An 18562-nucleotide genomic window follows, 5' to 3' on the forward strand; every position below is an offset into this window, starting at 1 on the left:
TAGTAGATAGTACCTGGTGATTAGTATTTACTTGAAAGCTCTTTTGCTACAGTTTCCAGTACACCAGTAATCTGGTCATCAAATTTTCCAGCTTTTAAAGCCTTCAAGGTATCAGGATGACGCAGTTCCAGTTGCTGCAGGTACTCAGCCTCAAATTCTTTTACTTTATTTACAGGTACAGAACGCATCAGGTTCTTGGTACCCACGTAAATGATCGCAACCTGTTTTTCAACAGTCATTGGCGAGAACTGACCTTGTTTTAAGATCTCCACGTTACGTGCACCTTTATCCAATACTGATTTCGTAGCCGCGTCCAGGTCAGAACCGAATTTAGAGAAAGCCTCTAACTCGCGGTATTGCGCCTGATCCAGCTTCAAAGTACCGGCAACTTTCTTCATCGATTTGATCTGGGCGTTACCACCTACACGTGATACCGAGATACCTACGTTAATGGCCGGACGGATACCAGAGTTAAACAGGTTACTTTCCAGGAAGATCTGACCATCCGTAATTGAAATTACGTTGGTAGGGATATATGCAGAAACGTCACCAGCCTGAGTTTCGATGATCGGAAGTGCGGTCAATGAACCACCACCTTTAACGATACCTTTCAATGATTCAGGCAAATCATTCATGTCCCTTGCAATCTCATCGTTTGAGTTGATCTTAGCGGCACGCTCCAATAAACGGCTGTGCAGATAGAATACGTCTCCTGGATAAGCCTCACGGCCTGGTGGACGACGCAACAACAAAGAAACCTCACGGTAAGCAACAGCTTGTTTAGACAGATCATCATAAACAATTAAAGCCGGCCTTCCTGTGTCACGGAAAAACTCACCAATAGCTGCACCAGAGAAAGGAGCATAAAACTGCAGCGGAGCAGGCTCAGCAGCAGAAGCAGCAACAACTACAGTATAAGGCATCGCACCGTTCTCTTCTAAAGTACGTACGATGTTTGCTACAGTACTTGCTTTTTGTCCGCAGGCAACATAGATACAGAATACAGGGTTTCCTGCTTCATAAAATTCTTTTTGGTTAATGATGGTATCGATACAAACGGCAGTTTTACCAATCTGACGGTCACCGATAACCAACTCACGCTGACCACGGCCAATTGGAATCATGCCGTCTATAGCTTTGATACCAGTTTGTAAAGGCTCGGTAACCGGCTGACGGTAGATTACCCCAGGAGCTTTACGCTCTATCGGCATCTCATAGGTTTCGCCAAGGATAGGTCCTTTACCATCAATTGGCTCACCTAATGTATTTACAACACGACCCAACATACCCTCACCAACTTTAATAGAGGCAATTTTTTTAGTACGTTTTATCGTATCCCCTTCTTTGATATTGTCGGATGGGCCTAAAAGCACCACACCCACGTTATCTTCTTCAAGGTTCAAAACAATTCCCTGTAAGCCGGTTTCAAATTCAACTAATTCGCCCGATTGAACTTTAGTTAAACCATAAACACGAGCAATACCATCGCCCACCTGCAATACAGTACCAACTTCTTCAAGTTCTGCTTCTGATTTGAAGCCCGCCAATTGTTGCCTGATAATTGCCGATACTTCGTCTGGTCTTACCTCTACCATAATTTTATATTATTTCTTTTGTAAATTCAGTATTTGTTATCTATATCTTCCCTCAGGATTACGCAATCCCCTGGGCAAATTCTTTTTTAAGTTTATTTAAACTGCTGGCAATGCTGGCATCAAACTGCCTGTCACCAACTTTCAAAATAAAGCCCCCTATCAGTTTATCATTAACTTTTTCCCTGATTACTACTTCGTTGGCACCAATTTCTTTTTTTACGATAGCTACAATCTCCGCCCTGCTTTCGGCAGTAAGCTCGGTAGCAGTAGTTACATAAGCAGTTACGATCCCTTTAAGGGCATTATACTGTGCTATAAATGATTTTGATATATCAAATAGAATTGCAGAGCGTCCTTTGTTCACAATCAGCTTTGCAAAAGCTTTGGTAGCTTCATTAACCTTAGCGCCAAGTATATTTTCCAGGATCCCTGATTTCTTATCCAAAGGAACAATAGGATTTCTAAGAATGGCTTCCAGCTCCGGATTCTGATCGATCACTTGCTCTAAAAAAACCATATCATTTTTAATTTCCTCAAGGGCATTCCGCTCCTTTGCGAGATCAATTAATGATTTGGCGTATCTTGATGCTGCTTTATTTTCTGACATTTTTTGGGGTATATCTAGCTAAACAAAAACCAATTAGTTTAATTCAACATCTTTTAAAAGATTAGCAACTAAATCCTCCTGCTTAGCTTTATCCTGAAGCTGGTTACGCAATACGCGTTCAGCAATATCCAGTGATAAAGTGGAAACCTGGCTTTTTAATTCCGCTAAAGCTGCTTTCTTCTGATTCTCGATCTCAATTTTTGCTTTTTCAATCAGTTTGGCACCTTCGTTATGCGCTTGCGTTTTAGCCTCATTAACAATATTATCTTTCAGCGTCTTTGCTTCCTTAAGGATCAGGTCGCGCTCAGCACGAGCCTGTTTAATCAACTCTTCGTTCTGAGTAGTTAAACGTGCCATTTCAAGCTTAGCCAATTCAGCTTTATTTAAAGCCTCATCGATGCTTTGCTCACGCTCGTGAATGGAAGCCAGGATTGGTTTCCAGGCAAATTTCCTAAGCAAAATCAACAGACCAACAAAAGCTACTGTTGTCCAAAAAACTAATCCTATACTTGGGAGAACTAAAGGGTTCATATGTTCTTAACTTTCTTAATGTAATTTTAATTTAGATCAGGAAAATAACCAACCGTTATTTTCCTGATCATAAAAATAATTCTGTTTGCTATTAAACTTGTAAGCCTAATAATGAAACTACCACACCGAATAAAGCAGCACCCTCAATAAGGGCAGCAGCGATAATCATCGCAGTTTGAATTTTTGATGCAGCTTCTGGCTGACGAGCAATACCTTCCATTGCTTTTCCACCAACTTGACCGATACCGATACCGGCACCAATTACTGCTAAACCGGCACCTATCGCCGCGATTGAACCTACCATAACTAATTTAATTTATATATAATTTGTAAAAAATAGTTTCTAATTAATGATGATGCTCCTCTACAGCCATTCCAATAAACAGCGCAGTAAGCAAGGTAAAAATAAAGGCCTGTAAAAACGCTACCAGCAATTCCAGCACATCCATAAATAACACGAATGCAATTGATACCGGCGCCATAGCCAAAGTTTCAAATATAAAGATCAGTGAAATTAAGCTCAGTACAATGATGTGACCAGCCGTGATGTTGGCAAACAAACGGATCATCAAGGCAAAAGGCTTAGAAATTACACCGATAAGCTCTACAGGGATCATAATTGGATACAACCACCATGGCACATCCGGCAAAAGGATATGTTTCCAATAGTATTTATTGCCATTTAAGTTCACAATCAGCAAGGTACCTATCGCCAGTACAAATGTAAGGGCAATATTACCGGTTACGTTTGCACCTCCAGGAAAAATAGGAACCAAACCCAGCATGTTGTTGATCCAGATAAAGAAAAATACGGTTAACAGGTATGGCATAAACTTTTCATACTTATGACCGATATTAGGTTTTGCAATGTCATCTCTTACAAAAAGGATGATCGGCTCGATAAATGACTGTAAACCCTTAGGCGCTTTACCTACGCGTTTTTTATAAGCCGATGCGACAGAGATAAACACAATGAGAATAACAGCGATAGCAACAAACATTGCCGCAACGTTCTTGGTAATAGAGAAATCCAGCAACTGAGCCGACAGTGCTTCATCAACCTGACCATCAGCACCCACAATCTTAACTTTGTCCTCTACTAAACGGTAAGTATATTTTGCACTGGTATAATCGTGTTCTCCATGATGAAAATGACCGGAAGAGAACATATCCAAACCTGCAGGTGTATAAACAATTACCGGAAGTGGTAAGGAAGTGTGCCCCCATAAATGCCACATATGCGAATCCGCAATGTGCTCCATAATTACCTTTGTAGGTTCAAATTTTTCTTTTCCATGTGACGTATCATGTTGCCCGGCATGTGCAGGAGTGGCTAAGGCAACAGAATCTGGTGAAACTACAGCACTGTCAACCTGGGCAAAAGCTGGCGACGTAACAGAAAAAAACGCTAAAAAAAGCGCAAAAACAACAATTAACCTATTCACTTTAAACTTAAAAACGTGGCTACAATCCATTTAGTCGCAGATTTTTACTATTTATTTTGGTGGCGCAAGTTACGTAACAAAGAGTATATTTCAAAGAAGCTGAACAATAAATATAAAGAAAAAAAATTCAGCACCAAAACAAGCCCTTTTTCTTTAGTGTTTTGACTGTAAATCAGCACAAAAGCCATAGAAAAAAGCATCTTCAGTGCTATTGACCCCATAATGGCCATAATTCCGGCTTCAGGATTCCTTTTTATACCCAAATCAGCAAGAATATAGGCGATGAAAGTGATGCCTGCCAAAAAGATAAACAATACCCAGAATTTAGAAACCAATAACTTCACACCGGGAAGAGCTAAGGGCAGAAAATAAGCAACAAGACCTAAAATGGCTGTATATACTAAATACGAAAGGGTAAACTTGATTAGGCTCAATTTAATATTTTTCACAAAAGTATATATAACTATCGGATTCAACAATCAGGAATCATTTTTATTCAATTGTTTAAAAACCTGGTACATGGCAACAGCCACACCCACCAGGCTCAGTGCCGCAGTAAAGATAGGGGTCTTTGAATTTCTCCACTCATCAATTTTATAGCCCGCAAAGGCAAAAGCACCAATCACTACAATCATCTGAAAACTGATAGAAGAATACCTTGCAAAGGTGTTTAAGCCCTTTTTCCGCTGTTCAGGATCTTTCATATTCATAGGCCTTATAAATAAAATATCTTTTGTTAAGAAGTTATGGATGAATAAAATACTTTTGTATGTATTTTATTGTTTATAAGCTTTAACTCATCCTATTGAAAAATTACGCTATTCACGGTTTAAAGGTAATATTATTTAGCTTATGCCTGAGCATAATCTCTTCCTGCGGCGCGCAAAAAGATACTGCCACAGGAAGAGGTATGCAAAACCTCACTGCCCGCTACAATTACATTTACAATTCAAATGTAATACTCGACAGCCACCAGCAGGAACTTACTGAAACCTATGCCGATAATTATGAGCAGGTGCTTCCTGTCTACATTGGCCCCGAAGTTGACGAAACTTTTATGGTAAAAGGCGGCTCCGGAGCCGATAAGGCGATGGACGATATCATCAAAAAAGCACAGGTGATTATTCTGGAGAAGAGTTACAGTAATTATCTTGACGATGCCTATATCCTATTGGGAAAAGCGCAGTTCTTTAAAGGGAACTATTTCAATGCAGCAGAATATTTCGATTATGCAGCAAAAACTTACAGGAAGAATACCAGGAGTTTTATAGAAGCACTGAACTGGAAAGCGCGCAGCCTGATGCAGGTAAGACGGTTAACGGAAGCAAATTTGGTGCTCGATACCATGGTGTATGCACTAACCGACCTGAAGAAAAATTCTGCGGAGCCACTTGCCACCCTTGCCCAGATGTGCATATACCAGCAAAAAATGCCTGAAGCCATTTCATTTTTGAAAGATGCAATCAAAGCGAGCAACAACAGTCAGCATAAAATAAGATGGACATACATACTTGCCCAGCTTTCGGAACAGCAAAAAAATTACCCTGAAGCAATGTTGAATTACCGCAGGGTTCAAAAGAGTAGTGCGCCCTTCGAGATGTATTTTAATGCCAACCTAAGCAGAATCAAACTAAATGCCCTACTCAGCAACAAGACTATCAACAAACAGGATGAGCTCCTCCGCCTTTTAAAGGACGATAAAAATGAAGATTATACGGATCAGATTTATTACCAGATTGCAGAGAGCTTCCTGGCCGACGGTGCTTACGATGAAGCAAAAAAATATTACCTGCTGTCGGTTCAGAAAAGTACAAAAAACCAATACCAGAAAGGCATTTCCTATTTAAAGCTGGCCGATCTGGATTTAAAACAATTCCGCAACTACCTCAATGCAAAGCTGTATTACGACAGTGCGGTAAATACCTTACCCAAGCATTACCCAGGTTATGATGCAATTGTAAAAAAAAATCAAAACCTGGAGTATTTAACCAAACGCTATCAAATTATTGCCGATGAAGATACACTACAGACAATTGCCCGTCTTCCCGAACAGCAAAGACAGGCCAAAATTCAGGCTATTTTTACACCGGTCGAAAAATCTGCACCTGCTACTGAAGCAGCTGCCACTTCCGGCAGCAATCCATTGCGTTTAAACGAGAACACTCCGGGCAGAGGACAGTCTTCATCTACCTTCTATTTCAGTAATGCGGCCGCCATCAGCAAAGGCTTTTCTGATTTCAAGAAAAAATGGGGAAACAGAAAATTAGAGAACAACTGGCGCCAGAGCATCCGTTCATCAGCACAAACCATTACCCAGGACATTGCGAACAATACCTCCAATGGTGCCGCATCAAACGCCGGACAGCCAGAGCCTGCTGCAGACAGAACTGCCGATATAAAAGCCTATACAGATGCATTGCCCCTGACACCAGAATTGCTGGGCAGATCCAATCAGAAGATCGTTGATGCCTACTATGATATCGCCAGTTTCTATTTACAGGAACTGAACGATCCGGCAGAAGCAGAAGCCGTTTACCAGATCCTGTTAAGCCGCTTTCCGGAGAACCATCATCTGGCAGCTGTCTATTACAGTTTGTTTCTGATCAACAAAAACAAGGACGCAGCAAAATCAGACGACTATAAGAACAGGGTACTCAAAGGATTTCCAAATTCCAATTATGCAAAAATTATTATGGATCCTTCATTCTCTCTCAAACAAACAGAAAGGGAAACCGCCATCAATAAGAATTACAATGAGGTCTTTGAGCAATACCAGAAAAAGGATTTTGCAGGTGTAATACAACAGGTGAACAGAACGCTCATTAGCGCACAGGAGAATTACCTGGCACCCCAATACGCTTACCTGCAAGCTATTTCCATTGGACGTACAAGTCATGTAGATACGCTTTTAACTGCATTTAACTCATTAATCAGCGTTTATCCCGATGACCAGCTGATTACGCCATTGGTAAAAGACCATATCGCCTATATCAATGCTCATCTGACCGATTTTCAAAAAAGAAAAATCGCCCTGTTAGACTTTGACCCTAACGAACCTCCGTTTAGCATATATCAGCCCCCGGTTGCGGCGAACAATCAACTACCTGATGACGCTATGCCTGTGGCCCCTAAAGCAGACCCTGTTGCAGCAATAACACCCCCATCGCCAACAGTGCCAAAGCCCGAAACAGGTAAACCTGTGGCAATAACACCTGTGCCGGTTAAAACAGAAGGGATTTTTAGCACAGCAGTTTCCGCCGTATACTATTATGTAGTTGATGTGGCCGACGCCACACTAACCCTTAGTTCTTCGCGTTTTGGTATTGGACAATTTAACCGGGGCAAGTATGCGGGGCAGAATCTAAAACACCAGTTAAAAGAATTTGACAATGATCAGCTCATATATGTAGGGAACTTTAGTAATTTTGAGGACGCAAAAACATATGCTGATGGAATAACCCCTCAGCTCAAACAAATCATGAAGGTGCAGGCTGACCTATATACCAGTTTTATCATCAGCAAGGAGAACTTCGATAAATTAACCAGTAAAGACCTGCTGAACAAATACCTGGAATTTTATAAAAACAATTATTAAAATGAACAAAAAACTTTCGCAAGAGGACATCAGGAAGTATAATTATGGATTATGGAAGTTATTGATCGGTGGGATGATATTATTTGCACTGTTCATTATAGCAATTGGATTTGGCTTATTTGGTGAGCTGCCCTCATTCAGGGATATCGAGCATCCCAAAAGCAACCAGGCTTCAGAAATTCTGGCCGATGATGGCCGTGTTCTGGGAACTTATTTTGTTCAGAACCGTTCCAGTGTAAGTTATCAGGAGATCTCTCCGAACGTCATCAATGCCTTAATTGCCACAGAAGATGTTCGTTTTAAAGAGCATTCGGGTATAGATTTCAAACGTACCTTTACCATATTCTTATATGCAATTGTTGGTAAAAAACAAGGCGGAAGTACCATTACCCAACAACTGGCCCTTAATCTGTTCTCCGAAGAAGGCCGTCAGAAGAATTTCCTCAAACGTATCCTTCAGAAGTTCCAGGAATGGGTAATTGCCGTTAAACTAGAGCGCAACTACACCAAAGAAGAGATCCTGGTAATGTACCTCAACACTGTTGATTTTGGAAACCAGGCCTACGGCATCAAATCGGCTGCGCGGGTGTATTTCAATACCACCCCAGATAAATTAACCGTAGGCCAATCGGCCACCCTGATCGGTATACTAAAAGGGATCAGCCGCTATTCTCCTACCCGCAACCCTGAACGTTCACTGGCCCGCAGAAATACCATCATGGGCTTAATGGTGAAAGCAGACCTGCTTAGCCAGCAGGAACTCGATACAGAAAAAGAAAAGCCATTGGGATTAAGGTTTAGCGCGGCGACTGTAAATGATGGAATTGCCCCTTATTTCAGAACAGTCTTAAAAAGTGATATCAAAAAAATCTTTCAGGAGCGTTCTATATTAAACAATGGCGTACCCTACGATCTGGACAGGGATGGACTCAAAATATACACCACGCTTAACTACGACATGCAGGTGTATGCCGAAGAAGCCCAGAAAGAATACATGAAAATACTGCAGGCTTCGTTCCTAAAAAGCTGGAAGGGACGCAATCCCTTTAAAGGTAAGGAAATGCAGATCGAGCAGGGGATGAAAAGATCCGACAGGTATAAAGCACTTCAACTGGAAGGAAAGTCTGAAAAAGAGATCCGGGAAGATTTCAACACCCCAACCAAACTCAGCATCTTTACCTGGAGAGGAAACATTGATACGCTGATGAAGCCTATTGACTCCGTAAAATACTATAAAATGCTGCTGAGAAACGCCATGATGGCCATGGATCCTCAAACCGGCCTGGTTAAAGCATGGGTGGGCGGCATCAACTACGAACACTTTAAATACGATCAGGTAAAAATGGGTACCAGGCAGGTAGGCTCTACAGCAAAACCTTTTACCTATGCAGTCGCCATCGAAAATGGCTATTCGCCTTGTTTCAGCGTGCTTAACGAGCCTGTAACCATAGAAGTACCGGGAAGCCAGCCATGGACACCAAGATCTTCAGGAACGGTACCTGGTTACCTCACTCTGCAAAAGGCCCTGGCCCTTTCACAAAACTACATTGCGGCTTATTTGATGAAACAGGTTGGTCCTACTGCTGTAGCCACCCTGGCTAAAAAAATGGGGATCACCTCTGATGTGCCAGCTTATCCATCTATCGCCCTAGGCTCCTTCGATGCTTCGGTTTACGATATGGTAGGTGCATACAGTGTGTTTGCGAATAAAGGAGTGTGGACTAAACCTACTTATATCCTAAGGATTGAAGACCGCAACGGCGTGGTATTGTACAGTGAAAAGCCTATCCCCGTACCTGCCATGAATGAAGAAGTTGCTTATGTCATGACCCGCATGCTGCGGGGTGTGGTAACCAACGGAACCGGTTGGCGACTGGCAGGCAAATATGGTGTCAAAGGTGCTATTGGCGGCAAAACCGGGACCACACAAAATAACTCCGACGGCTGGTTCATGGGCATTACACCACAACTGGTTGCCGGGGTCTGGACAGGTTGTGAAGATCGGGCCTTTCATTTTATCAGCACTGCACAAGGTGATGGCGCCACTACTGCCCTGCCTATTTTTGCGGGCTTTATGAAGCGTGTTTATGCCAATCCAAAACTAAAAATTTCGCAGGCAGATTTTGAAGTCCCTAAAAATGGAGTGTCCATTACCTACGATTGCAATCAATACCAGCAGCAGGAGCAAAAAACTGAGCTCGACGAGAAGCTGGGCTTTTAATTCCTATTTGTTACCCATATGAGTGCTTTCGATTATAAAAAGGCCCTGACCGATATACCCCATAAACCTGGCGTTTACCAGTATTGGGATACAGATGGCACACTCATATATATTGGTAAGGCTAAAGACCTGAGAAACCGTGTAGGTTCTTATTTCAACAAAGACAACCAGATGAACGGGAAAACCAAAGTACTGGTTTCCCGTATCCGCAAAATTACCTTTACCATCGTTGATACCGAAATTGATGCCTGGCTGCTGGAAAACAGCCTCATCAAAAAGCACCAGCCCAGGTACAACATCATGCTCAAGGACGATAAGACCTACCCCTGGATTATCATTAAAAAAGAACCTTTTCCAAGGGTGTACTGGACTCGAAAAATGATAAAAGACGGTTCCACGTATTTTGGCCCATATGCTTCGGTAGGTATGATGCATACCATTCTGGACCTGATTAAAGAGACTTATCCGCTCCGTACCTGTAACCTGCCCCTTACGCCTAAAAATATTGACGATGGGAAATTCAAGGTATGTCTTGAATACCAGATCGGCAATTGCAAGGGCCCCTGCCAGGCCTATCAGAATGAGGCAGACTATGGCAGCAACATCGAAGAGATCAAAGATATCCTAAACGGCAAGATCGGCAGCGTCATCAAAAGCGTAAAACAGGTAATCGGAAGGGCCGTTGCGGATCTGAATTTCGAATATGCACATCAATACCAGCGCAAGCTGTTGGTACTGGAAAAATACCAGAGCAAGTCTACCGTGGTAAACAGTGCCATTACCAATGTCGATGTGGTGAGCATTGCTTCAGACGAACGCTATGCCTTCGTAAATTACCTAAAAGTAATGAACGGCAGCATTATCCAGACCCAAACCATTGAAATCAAGAAACGCCTGGACGAGACGGATGAAGAGCTGCTCACCATTGCCATTACCGAGTTCAGGACCCGCTTTAACAGTACTTCAAAAGAAATTATCGTTCCTTTTGATATTACGCTGGCCGACGAAAACCTGAAGTTCACTGTCCCAAAACTGGGCGAAAAAAAGAAATTGCTGGAACTGTCCCAGAAAAATGTACTCTTCTTTAAAAAAGAAAAGTTGAATCAGTACGAAAAACTGAATCCAGACCTGCGGACAGACCGGGTCCTTTCGCAAATGCAGAAAGACCTCGGCTTAACAAAACTACCTGTACACATAGAGTGTTTCGATAATTCCAATTTCCAGGGCAAATATCCGGTATCGGCCATTGTGGTCTTTAAAGATGCCAAACCTTCCAAAAAGGACTACAGGCATTTCAATGTAAAAACCGTTGAGGGGCCAAATGATTTTGCCACTATGGAAGAAGCTGTTTACAGGCGATATAAGCGCATGCTGGAAGAAGAAAACACTTTGCCCCAACTCATCATTATAGATGGCGGTAAAGGCCAGCTTTCATCAGCTATGAGCAGCTTAAAGAAACTAGGGATAGAGAAGCGGGTAACCGTAATCGGGATCGCCAAGCGCCTGGAGGAATTGTTCTTCCCCGGCGACCCTTATCCATTGTACCTGGATAAAAAATCAGAAACGCTAAAAATCATCCAGCAGCTCCGTGATGAAGCCCACCGCTTCGGCATTACCTTCCACAGGAAAAAGAGAGATCAGGGCACACTAAAAACAGAACTGGAGCAAATTCCCGGAATTGGAAAAAGTACGGCCGAAAAGCTTCTGCTTCACTTCAAATCTGTAAAAAAAATAAAGGCGGCGAATGAAGAGCAACTTGCAGCAGTGCTTACCAAGACCCAGGCAAGAACGGTATTCGATTATTTCTCAAAATAAAAGCCTCAATGTTATCCATTGAGGCTTTTGATAGGTTATTATAGCTTAAGGCTAATATTCCCATAAACTTTGCTCGTAATCTGATATAGACTTTTTAATCCTTTCAGACTCGTATAGTTTTCTCGGATCCTTAGGATCAGTTTGCCCAAGTATATCCACAATGTTCTTATTGGCAGGGTTTGTTTCCTTCACAATATAGCTGGAGAACAATCGTCTCACAAAGAAATCATCAAAGGTAAGCTGCGAAGCATCATTCAAGGGGTTCACCAGTCGCTTTTTGCTCAGCAATTCCCTTGCGTCATCATAGTAGATCCAGAATACCGGTTGCCAGTTCCCTTCAACCATTTTCATCGGCGCCAGGCCTACAATCCTAGGTTCCAATATAGAACGTTTGGTATCCAGTATCCAGTCTTCCTTGATCCTGTATTTCAGAAACTCGTCAGACCTCAGTTTCCTTAATGTAGGCTCACCGATTTTACCGCTTACTGAGTCTGCAACACCTTCTGTTACTCCCCTTGCACCTTGCAAAGCCTGCTGAGCTGTCAGCGCGATGCGGAATGAGTCGTTGTCTTCCAATATCTTTCCGGCAGTGGTGTCTTTCGGAGAGTACACCGTAAGCTCTTCGTTTCCTACAGCCTCCAGTAATATATCAATTAGTTTAGCATCTTCTGCTTTAAGTACGGAGTTGATAGTATCCCTTAGGTCAATCTCACGCCAGATGCGTTTTGCATAATACACATCCTCTTCCCTCACATCAGCATAAGGAACCATCACATTACTGTCTACATCCGTCCGCACAGCGTACCCATCTTTTGGTGGGGTCTTAATCTTCAGCTTTGCCTTCTTAACGGTATCTGCAGGTGCAGTAGTTGCGGGTGCTGCAGTCTTTACCTGAGCATAAGCACCTAGGCCCAACATCAGAAATACGATAATACCTACAATGTTTCTCATCACTATATTATTTAGCTACAAATGTAATCCCATCTAAAACCTTTTGCCTTCCATCAGGCCCTTCACAAACAATATCTTTAAATATGATGGTTGCACCAGGTTTAATCGAATTCAGGGCCCCTTTTATTTGTCCACCAAAACCGCCACCGTTATTGGCAATGGTAACAGCATCCGAACGGGGATTGATGAAGGTTGCAGAGAAACGTACCACCCTGAATTTCACGTCAAATACAAAATCTTCAAGCTGGGTATCAATTGATCCGGCACCTTCAATCCATTCTAAAGGAACATTACCTCCGGATTTACCTTTGATATAAGCCCTTGGTGTAGGCAATGCCTTAACCCTGAACTGCTGTGCGCCCAGGTTTAATGTTTTCCCTCCGTTACTTGCAGAAACATTGATACTTAAGGTCTTTCCTACCTGATCGCCACCAACATTAACCGAGTATTGCCCGCTTCCTACTTTCTTGATGGATCCGCCAGAAATGCTTGCATTAACACTTTCCAGTGGAAAACCAGCAGCCGAAACCGAGAAAGGATTTGCAATACCTGCATAAATCACGTTCATTTTATCTGGTGATACCGTTGCCGAAGGTTTGGCTACCTGGTAACTTTGCTCAGGGGTTGTATATTGTTTTACTGTTCCATCTGTCTGTTTCACACTGATTACGCCTTTCCACCGAAACATACCCACACTTCCGGTACCACCGGTATAAGTACCTTTACCATCTTTTACAGACAATGCATTCCCGTTAACGGTAATGGAAGGTGTAGACCTCGAATCACTTGCAGTTAAAAATACCTGTGCAGTATAAGGCTGGCCTTGTATTACGTATGAACTTGGTGCAACAGCAACCGCATCAAACTGATCCAGGTTTACCAAAGCCTTGTCCATGTTTCCAAATAGCTTTTTAACAATTTCAGCTTCTGCATTCTTTGTGTCCGACTGGATTTTACTCAGAATGGTGTTGGCCGCAGTAAGTGGGGTTCCCTCTCCGAAATTGATGTCTACCCACTCTTTTTTACCATTTACAGGTTTTGCAGGATCCTTCGCTTCCAGCGTAAAGGTTACACCTGAACGATCTTTTTCGTCCAGCAAAGCAATCAGCTTTTCGCGTGTTTCATTGATTTTCGCCTTTAGCTTCGCTCCTTCACCTTTGTTAACCATAATATTCTGTGCAATATCCAGGTTATCCCTCAGCTTGATATCTCCAGTCTCTTCGTTAATGCCTTCCCCGGCTTCAAGAAACTTATCTTTTAACTGCTGCACGTAATTGTTCAACTCATCAGCAAGCGATTTAGCTTTATTGGCTTTTTCCCAGATTGGCTGTGCCCTAGCTGGTTCATCTTTTAATTTTGTATTCTGAAACGATGAAAATAACTGGTCTATGCTTGTATTTACATTTGTTTTAGACGACACCAAACTATCATTAATGTTTTTAAATGCATTCAATATAGTATCAGATACGTTCAAAGCAAGCATAGCCAACAATACCAAATACATGATATTGATCATCTTCTGCCTCGTTGTCTCTTTTCCTCCGGCCATTTTTAATTAGGTCTGTGTGGTTAAATATTAACTGATTCTTGCTAATTATATGCGTGGCTGATTCATGGCGGACAGCATATTGCCATAAATGGCGTTCAAAGAAGATAAGTTCTTAGCCAGTTTGCCTACTTCTTCTTTAAACTGTTTTGAATCTTCCATAGATTCATTGAAATTATTCATTGTTAATGAAAGGTTCTGGTAGAACTTATTCATAGATTTCAAGTGTGCACTGGAATCCTGAAGTTCCAGTTCATACACTGCATTTAAAGCAGAAAGGTTTTTTGCTAAAGCATTTACCTGATCATGGTATGCTGTAGAGGCCGTATTGCTATTGCCCATTTCTACCAATTGGGAAGTTGCCTTTTCGAAAGCACCATTTAATGCATCAAAGCTGGCCGAGGCAGTTTTTAGCTTGCCAGTGAATTCGCTGGTAGCCGATGAGGCATCTCCCACATTAGATATGGCAGCAACCTTATCCCCAAATGTACGTAAACCTGTTCCCAGGCTTTCGATCAGTTCCGGACCAATTTTGGCATCGACCAGCATTTTATCCAATGCAGCAGTAGAAGAAAACGCGGCAGGAGCAGCAGCCTGACGAACAGTAGCCTTTGGCAACTCGCCGGTAAAATTATCATCCAGTTCCGGGTATACCCTTTCCCATGGCAGTTCCTGAGCTGGCTGCCTTAATCCTGTTAAGAAGAATAAGATGGCCTCAACCCCTAAACCTATACCAATCATGTAATTTCCCCATACACCACCCAGGTGAAGGATTTTGAAAAGTGCACCCACAATTACAATACTTGCACCCCAGGATATTGCAACATGTAACCAATCGAAATTTTTCTTTGCAGCCATTTTGTTCGTTAATAAGGAATTTTATTTTTTTGTTTTTTAGTTTCTATAAGTAATATCGGTACCCGGATAAGCTGAAACACACCTAAATCCTATATAAGATCTGGCCTGGTCCTGGTATTCATAAGTACCCACGGCATTTTGAAGAAAGAAGCCAATATCTTTCCACGAGCCACCCCTAACCACCTTACGTTTCATGTATTTGCTGTCGCCGGTTTTGGCCACATAAGTAAAGTTAGGGTTAAAATCGAGCAGCATTGGTGCGGCCGATTGATTATAAGCTGTTATAGTCCACTCTGCAACGTTACCAGCCATATTGTACAGTCCATAGTCGTTAGGGAAATACGATCTTACATTTACCGTATATAAGCCACCATCATCAGAATAATTACCACGTCCAACCTTAAAATTTGCTTGCATACAACCCTTGGTATTACGCACGTAAGGGCCTCCCCAAGGGTATTTGGTTTTTACATTTCCACCCCGGGCGGCATATTCAAACTGGGCATCGCTTGGCAGCTGATATTCCGGTCTTGCATTTAATGGCTGTTTTCTGGCCACAGCTACAGATTCGTAGAAACGGGTACGCCAAACGCAAAAAGCACTGGCTTGCTCCCAGGTTACGCCCACTACCGGATAATCATCATAAGATGGGTGGTTAAAATAGGTTTTAACCATAGGATCATTCTGGGAATAGGAATAATCTACTTTCCAAACTAATGTATCCGGATAAACAGCCACAGATGGGTGATGATTTGGATTACCAGGATCTGGGTTATCCGTATAAGTGATGATAAAATCCTGTCTCTTTTTAGACTGATCCTTTCTACCTTCAACGGCCAGATCGGTACTTACATAGCTGTAAGCATATTTCAGTTTCCTGATGTCTATTTCGTTTCGGCCGGGCAGGGCATCAGCACCGCTATAATACATATCGTTGAGCTTGTTACCCAATCCGTTGTTTTTTGTACTCCAAAGTGCGGAACCGTTCCCCACTTTTCTCCAGTCGATATTTCTGTTGGCACCCAGGGCTGCTCCGCCACCAGGTCCTGTAGGGGCTGGTTTGTAGAAATTAGGCGCACCAGATGGGCCAAGCATAGTTATAGCTACAGAATCTCTTACCCAATTTACAAATTGCCTGTACTCGGCATTTGTAATCTCGGTCTGGTCCATAAAAAATGCACTGAAAGAAGTCATCCGTGTAGGAGAACTCTGCGTGTTGTTGATATCCTCATCAGACATCCCAATTAAAGTCCGGCCTGGAGGGATATATACCATCCCTAAAGGGATTCTGTTGTTTTTGAATTTTCTATTATAAACTCCCACCAACTCGCCTTGTCCTCCTTTTCCACAACTGGAAAATAATGCGGTGATAGCAATAAAAGCAACCAAGTATACGTTTCTCATATATTAGCGTCAAGCAATTTTATAACAATTTTATCAATTTTGATTGATATAAACAATTATTAGGTCATAAAAATGTGACTTAAAATAAAAAAATGCAGATTTCTGGCATTTTTATTGCCAAGATAACTCCTTTTGAGAAATTTTTTAAACTGTTAAGCAACAGTGAAACTTTATTTATTCGATTTCTTTATATAATTCTCAATTGCCATAATCATAGAAGGCGCTTCTGGCGATGGGGCCGCTATATCAACGATCAGGCCTGCATCGGTAACCGTTTTTTGAGTATTAACCCCAAAGGCGGCAATTCGAGTGTTATTTTGTTTAAAATCGGGGAAATTTGTATACAGTGACTGTATACTCGATGGACTGAAGAATGCAATAATATCGTAAAAAACTTCAGCAAGATCAGAAAGATCAGACACAACTGTCCTGAACAACACTGCCGGAGTAAAATCGTAGCCGTTCTTTTGCAGGAAATTCATGGTGTCTTCAGTAGCCACATCAGAACAAGGATAAAGGAATTTCTCATCGGCGTGCTTTTTCAGCACCTCGGCAAGGTCTGCCGCGGTCTGCTTGCCAAAAAAGATCTTACGCTTTCTATATTGAATATATTTTTGCAGGTATAGTGCGGTCGACTCGGATATACAGAAATATTTCAGATCGGCTGGAACATCGTATCTCATTTCTTCACATATCCTGAAAAAATGATCAACTGCATTTCTACTGGTAAATACTACTGCTGTAAAATCGCTTAAAGTAATTTTGTCTTTTCTAAAATCCCTGGCCGGAACGCCTTCAACATGAATGAATGATCTAAAATCAATTTTCAGGTTGTACTTCTTTGCCAAATCAAAATATGGAGACTTTTCTGTTTCTGGCTTTGGTAGGGTTACCAATATACTTTTAACTTTGCGTAACCTATCGTCTGTCATTTCTTGCATTTTACCTAATTACCGCTTTTATAATCCTATCGCCTTGATTAATATTAATATAGGGCAGATTTCGAGGGCACAAAAGTACAAAAATAAATATACTTTTGAAAACCGATAATGAGATAAAATATTTACCCCTGCCCTAATAAATTGAAAAACAAACACAATAATTAGCAGAATAAAGGAAATGGCAATATAATAAGGCCCATACTTTAAAGGAGATAGCGCAAAAGCGATGACCAGCGGAATAAACATCAGGGCAATGTTAAAATAACTTAAATATAATATGGAAACATATTCGTTTACAGCTTTCTGAACATTAAAAAGGTAACCCAGTAAACGCAGCAATACAATTTTCAACACATAAAGCACAACAATCAGCAGGGATATACTTACATAAAAGCGGAAACCTGTATCGGCAAACGACATATGATAATACTGCGTTACCAGGTAAAAGAACATCCCGATAGTGAAGCCAAACTGCACAAACAAAAGCAAAAATGGCCAGGAAGTAAATAAGTTATCTTCCTTATTCAGGTTGTTTAAAATCCTGTTGCTAAAAAAAGACTGCACAATGGTTTGCAACTGTTTGGAGAACGACACTTTTAAAGAAGCAAACAGCACCATCAATAAAGCAATAACGCCCAATACCCAAAGATTCCCTTTAAGCACGGGTGTTCCGGTCTGATAACGGCTTACTTTTTCGGAAGCTTTGAAATCCTTATACCGCGTATACAAACCAGAGCGCCCATAGGTATTGGCTTTTAAAATACTGTCAATAACGATATTTCTGTCAATCAGTGAATCCGGAAGCAGCCAGGTGTGTGATAAGATAGAATCTGTCACGAGCTTCTGTCTGGCATAAAAAGCAGAATCTCTTACTATTCTGGTATATTTTTTCTTTACTACAACGGTACTATCTGGCAGCGGCGCTGCAACCTGCGCATTTGCATTCCATGCAAGCAAGGCAAAAGATAAACCGACCAGAAAAATAACCCGCATAAAAACCATTGCTACAAACTTAGGAATAAAAAATAACCATTCTGCTCTGCGGCTGCATAA

16 protein-coding genes are annotated in these 18562 nt (G+C 41.7%); 3 read left to right on the top strand and 13 right to left on the bottom strand.

The genetic code is table 11. The features are described from left to right. Positions 1 to 20 precede the first annotated feature (20 nt). The 7 genes from atpA to B9A91_RS08225 all read right to left on the bottom strand — a co-directional run bounded on the left by atpA (position 21) and on the right by B9A91_RS08225 (position 4882). Positions 21 to 1595, bottom strand: coding sequence for a F0F1 ATP synthase subunit alpha (atpA, locus tag B9A91_RS08195; RefSeq protein WP_084237869.1), 1575 nt, complete (start codon positions 1593 to 1595; stop codon positions 21 to 23). Between the two features lie 58 nt (positions 1596 to 1653). After that, complete coding sequence (gene atpH, locus B9A91_RS08200) at positions 1654 to 2202, bottom strand: ATP synthase F1 subunit delta (RefSeq protein WP_084237870.1); 549 nt, start codon at positions 2200 to 2202, stop codon at positions 1654 to 1656. A 33-nt stretch (positions 2203 to 2235) separates the two neighbouring features. Beyond that, entirely contained in the window at positions 2236 to 2733 is a 498-nt protein-coding gene (gene atpF / locus B9A91_RS08205; RefSeq protein WP_084237871.1) for a F0F1 ATP synthase subunit B, read from the bottom strand. Positions 2734 to 2824: 91 nt separating this feature from the next. Continuing rightward, positions 2825 to 3037 (bottom strand): ATP synthase F0 subunit C, encoded by a 213-nt coding sequence (gene atpE, locus B9A91_RS08210; protein ID WP_084237872.1) that lies wholly within the window; start codon positions 3035 to 3037, stop codon positions 2825 to 2827. A 43-nt stretch (positions 3038 to 3080) separates the two neighbouring features. Beyond that, the gene (atpB, locus tag B9A91_RS08215) at positions 3081 to 4208 is read right to left on the bottom strand and encodes a F0F1 ATP synthase subunit A (RefSeq protein ID WP_084237873.1); all 1128 of its coding nucleotides are present in this window, start codon (positions 4206 to 4208) and stop codon (positions 3081 to 3083) included. A gap of 17 nt (positions 4209 to 4225) precedes the next feature. After that, entirely contained in the window at positions 4226 to 4627 is a 402-nt protein-coding gene (locus tag B9A91_RS08220) for a hypothetical protein (protein ID WP_235012492.1), read from the bottom strand. 30 nt (positions 4628 to 4657) lie between these two features. Further along, positions 4658 to 4882, bottom strand: a complete 225-nt coding sequence (locus B9A91_RS08225) for an AtpZ/AtpI family protein (RefSeq protein ID WP_084237874.1) — start codon at positions 4880 to 4882, stop codon at positions 4658 to 4660. 101 nt (positions 4883 to 4983) lie between these two features. Between B9A91_RS08225 and porW the strand changes: the two genes are divergently transcribed. The 3 genes from porW to uvrC are packed head-to-tail and all read left to right on the top strand — an operon-like array spanning position 4984 to position 11809. Beyond that, complete coding sequence (gene porW, locus B9A91_RS08230; protein WP_084237875.1) at positions 4984 to 7773, top strand: type IX secretion system periplasmic lipoprotein PorW/SprE; 2790 nt, start codon at positions 4984 to 4986, stop codon at positions 7771 to 7773. A gap of 1 nt (position 7774) precedes the next feature. Then, positions 7775 to 9994 (top strand): transglycosylase domain-containing protein, encoded by a 2220-nt coding sequence (locus B9A91_RS08235; RefSeq protein ID WP_084237876.1) that lies wholly within the window; start codon positions 7775 to 7777, stop codon positions 9992 to 9994. An 18-nt stretch (positions 9995 to 10012) separates the two neighbouring features. Next, positions 10013 to 11809 carry an excinuclease ABC subunit UvrC gene (gene uvrC / locus B9A91_RS08240; protein ID WP_084237877.1) on the top strand — a complete coding sequence of 599 codons (1797 nt, stop codon included), beginning with the start codon at positions 10013 to 10015 and terminating at the stop codon, positions 11807 to 11809. 51 nt (positions 11810 to 11860) lie between these two features. On the opposite strand, the gene porN is transcribed toward uvrC, so the two are convergent. The 6 genes from porN to B9A91_RS08270 all read right to left on the bottom strand — a co-directional run bounded on the left by porN (position 11861) and on the right by B9A91_RS08270 (position 18502). Continuing rightward, entirely contained in the window at positions 11861 to 12760 is a 900-nt protein-coding gene (gene porN, locus B9A91_RS08245) for a type IX secretion system ring subunit PorN/GldN (RefSeq protein WP_084237878.1), read from the bottom strand. Positions 12761 to 12767: 7 nt separating this feature from the next. Beyond that, positions 12768 to 14309 (bottom strand): type IX secretion system motor protein PorM/GldM, encoded by a 1542-nt coding sequence (gene porM, locus B9A91_RS08250; protein WP_084237879.1) that lies wholly within the window; start codon positions 14307 to 14309, stop codon positions 12768 to 12770. A 45-nt stretch (positions 14310 to 14354) separates the two neighbouring features. Further along, positions 14355 to 15164: a type IX secretion system motor protein PorL/GldL gene (gene porL / locus B9A91_RS08255; protein WP_084237880.1), complete on the bottom strand. Its 810-nt coding sequence runs from the start codon at positions 15162 to 15164 to the stop codon at positions 14355 to 14357. Between the two features lie 36 nt (positions 15165 to 15200). Further along, positions 15201 to 16568, bottom strand: coding sequence for a T9SS ring complex lipoprotein PorK/GldK (gene porK / locus B9A91_RS08260; protein ID WP_084237881.1), 1368 nt, complete (start codon positions 16566 to 16568; stop codon positions 15201 to 15203). Positions 16569 to 16738: 170 nt separating this feature from the next. Beyond that, a complete protein-coding gene (locus tag B9A91_RS08265) occupies positions 16739 to 17509 on the bottom strand; it encodes a uroporphyrinogen-III synthase (RefSeq protein ID WP_084237882.1) in 771 nt (256 codons plus the stop codon). A gap of 18 nt (positions 17510 to 17527) precedes the next feature. Then, positions 17528 to 18502 carry a DUF4271 domain-containing protein gene (locus B9A91_RS08270; protein ID WP_235012493.1) on the bottom strand — a complete coding sequence of 325 codons (975 nt, stop codon included), beginning with the start codon at positions 18500 to 18502 and terminating at the stop codon, positions 17528 to 17530. Positions 18503 to 18562 lie beyond the last annotated feature (60 nt).

The sequence above is a fragment of the Pedobacter africanus genome, from assembly GCF_900176535.1.
Lineage (GTDB): Bacteria > Bacteroidota > Bacteroidia > Sphingobacteriales > Sphingobacteriaceae > Pedobacter > Pedobacter africanus.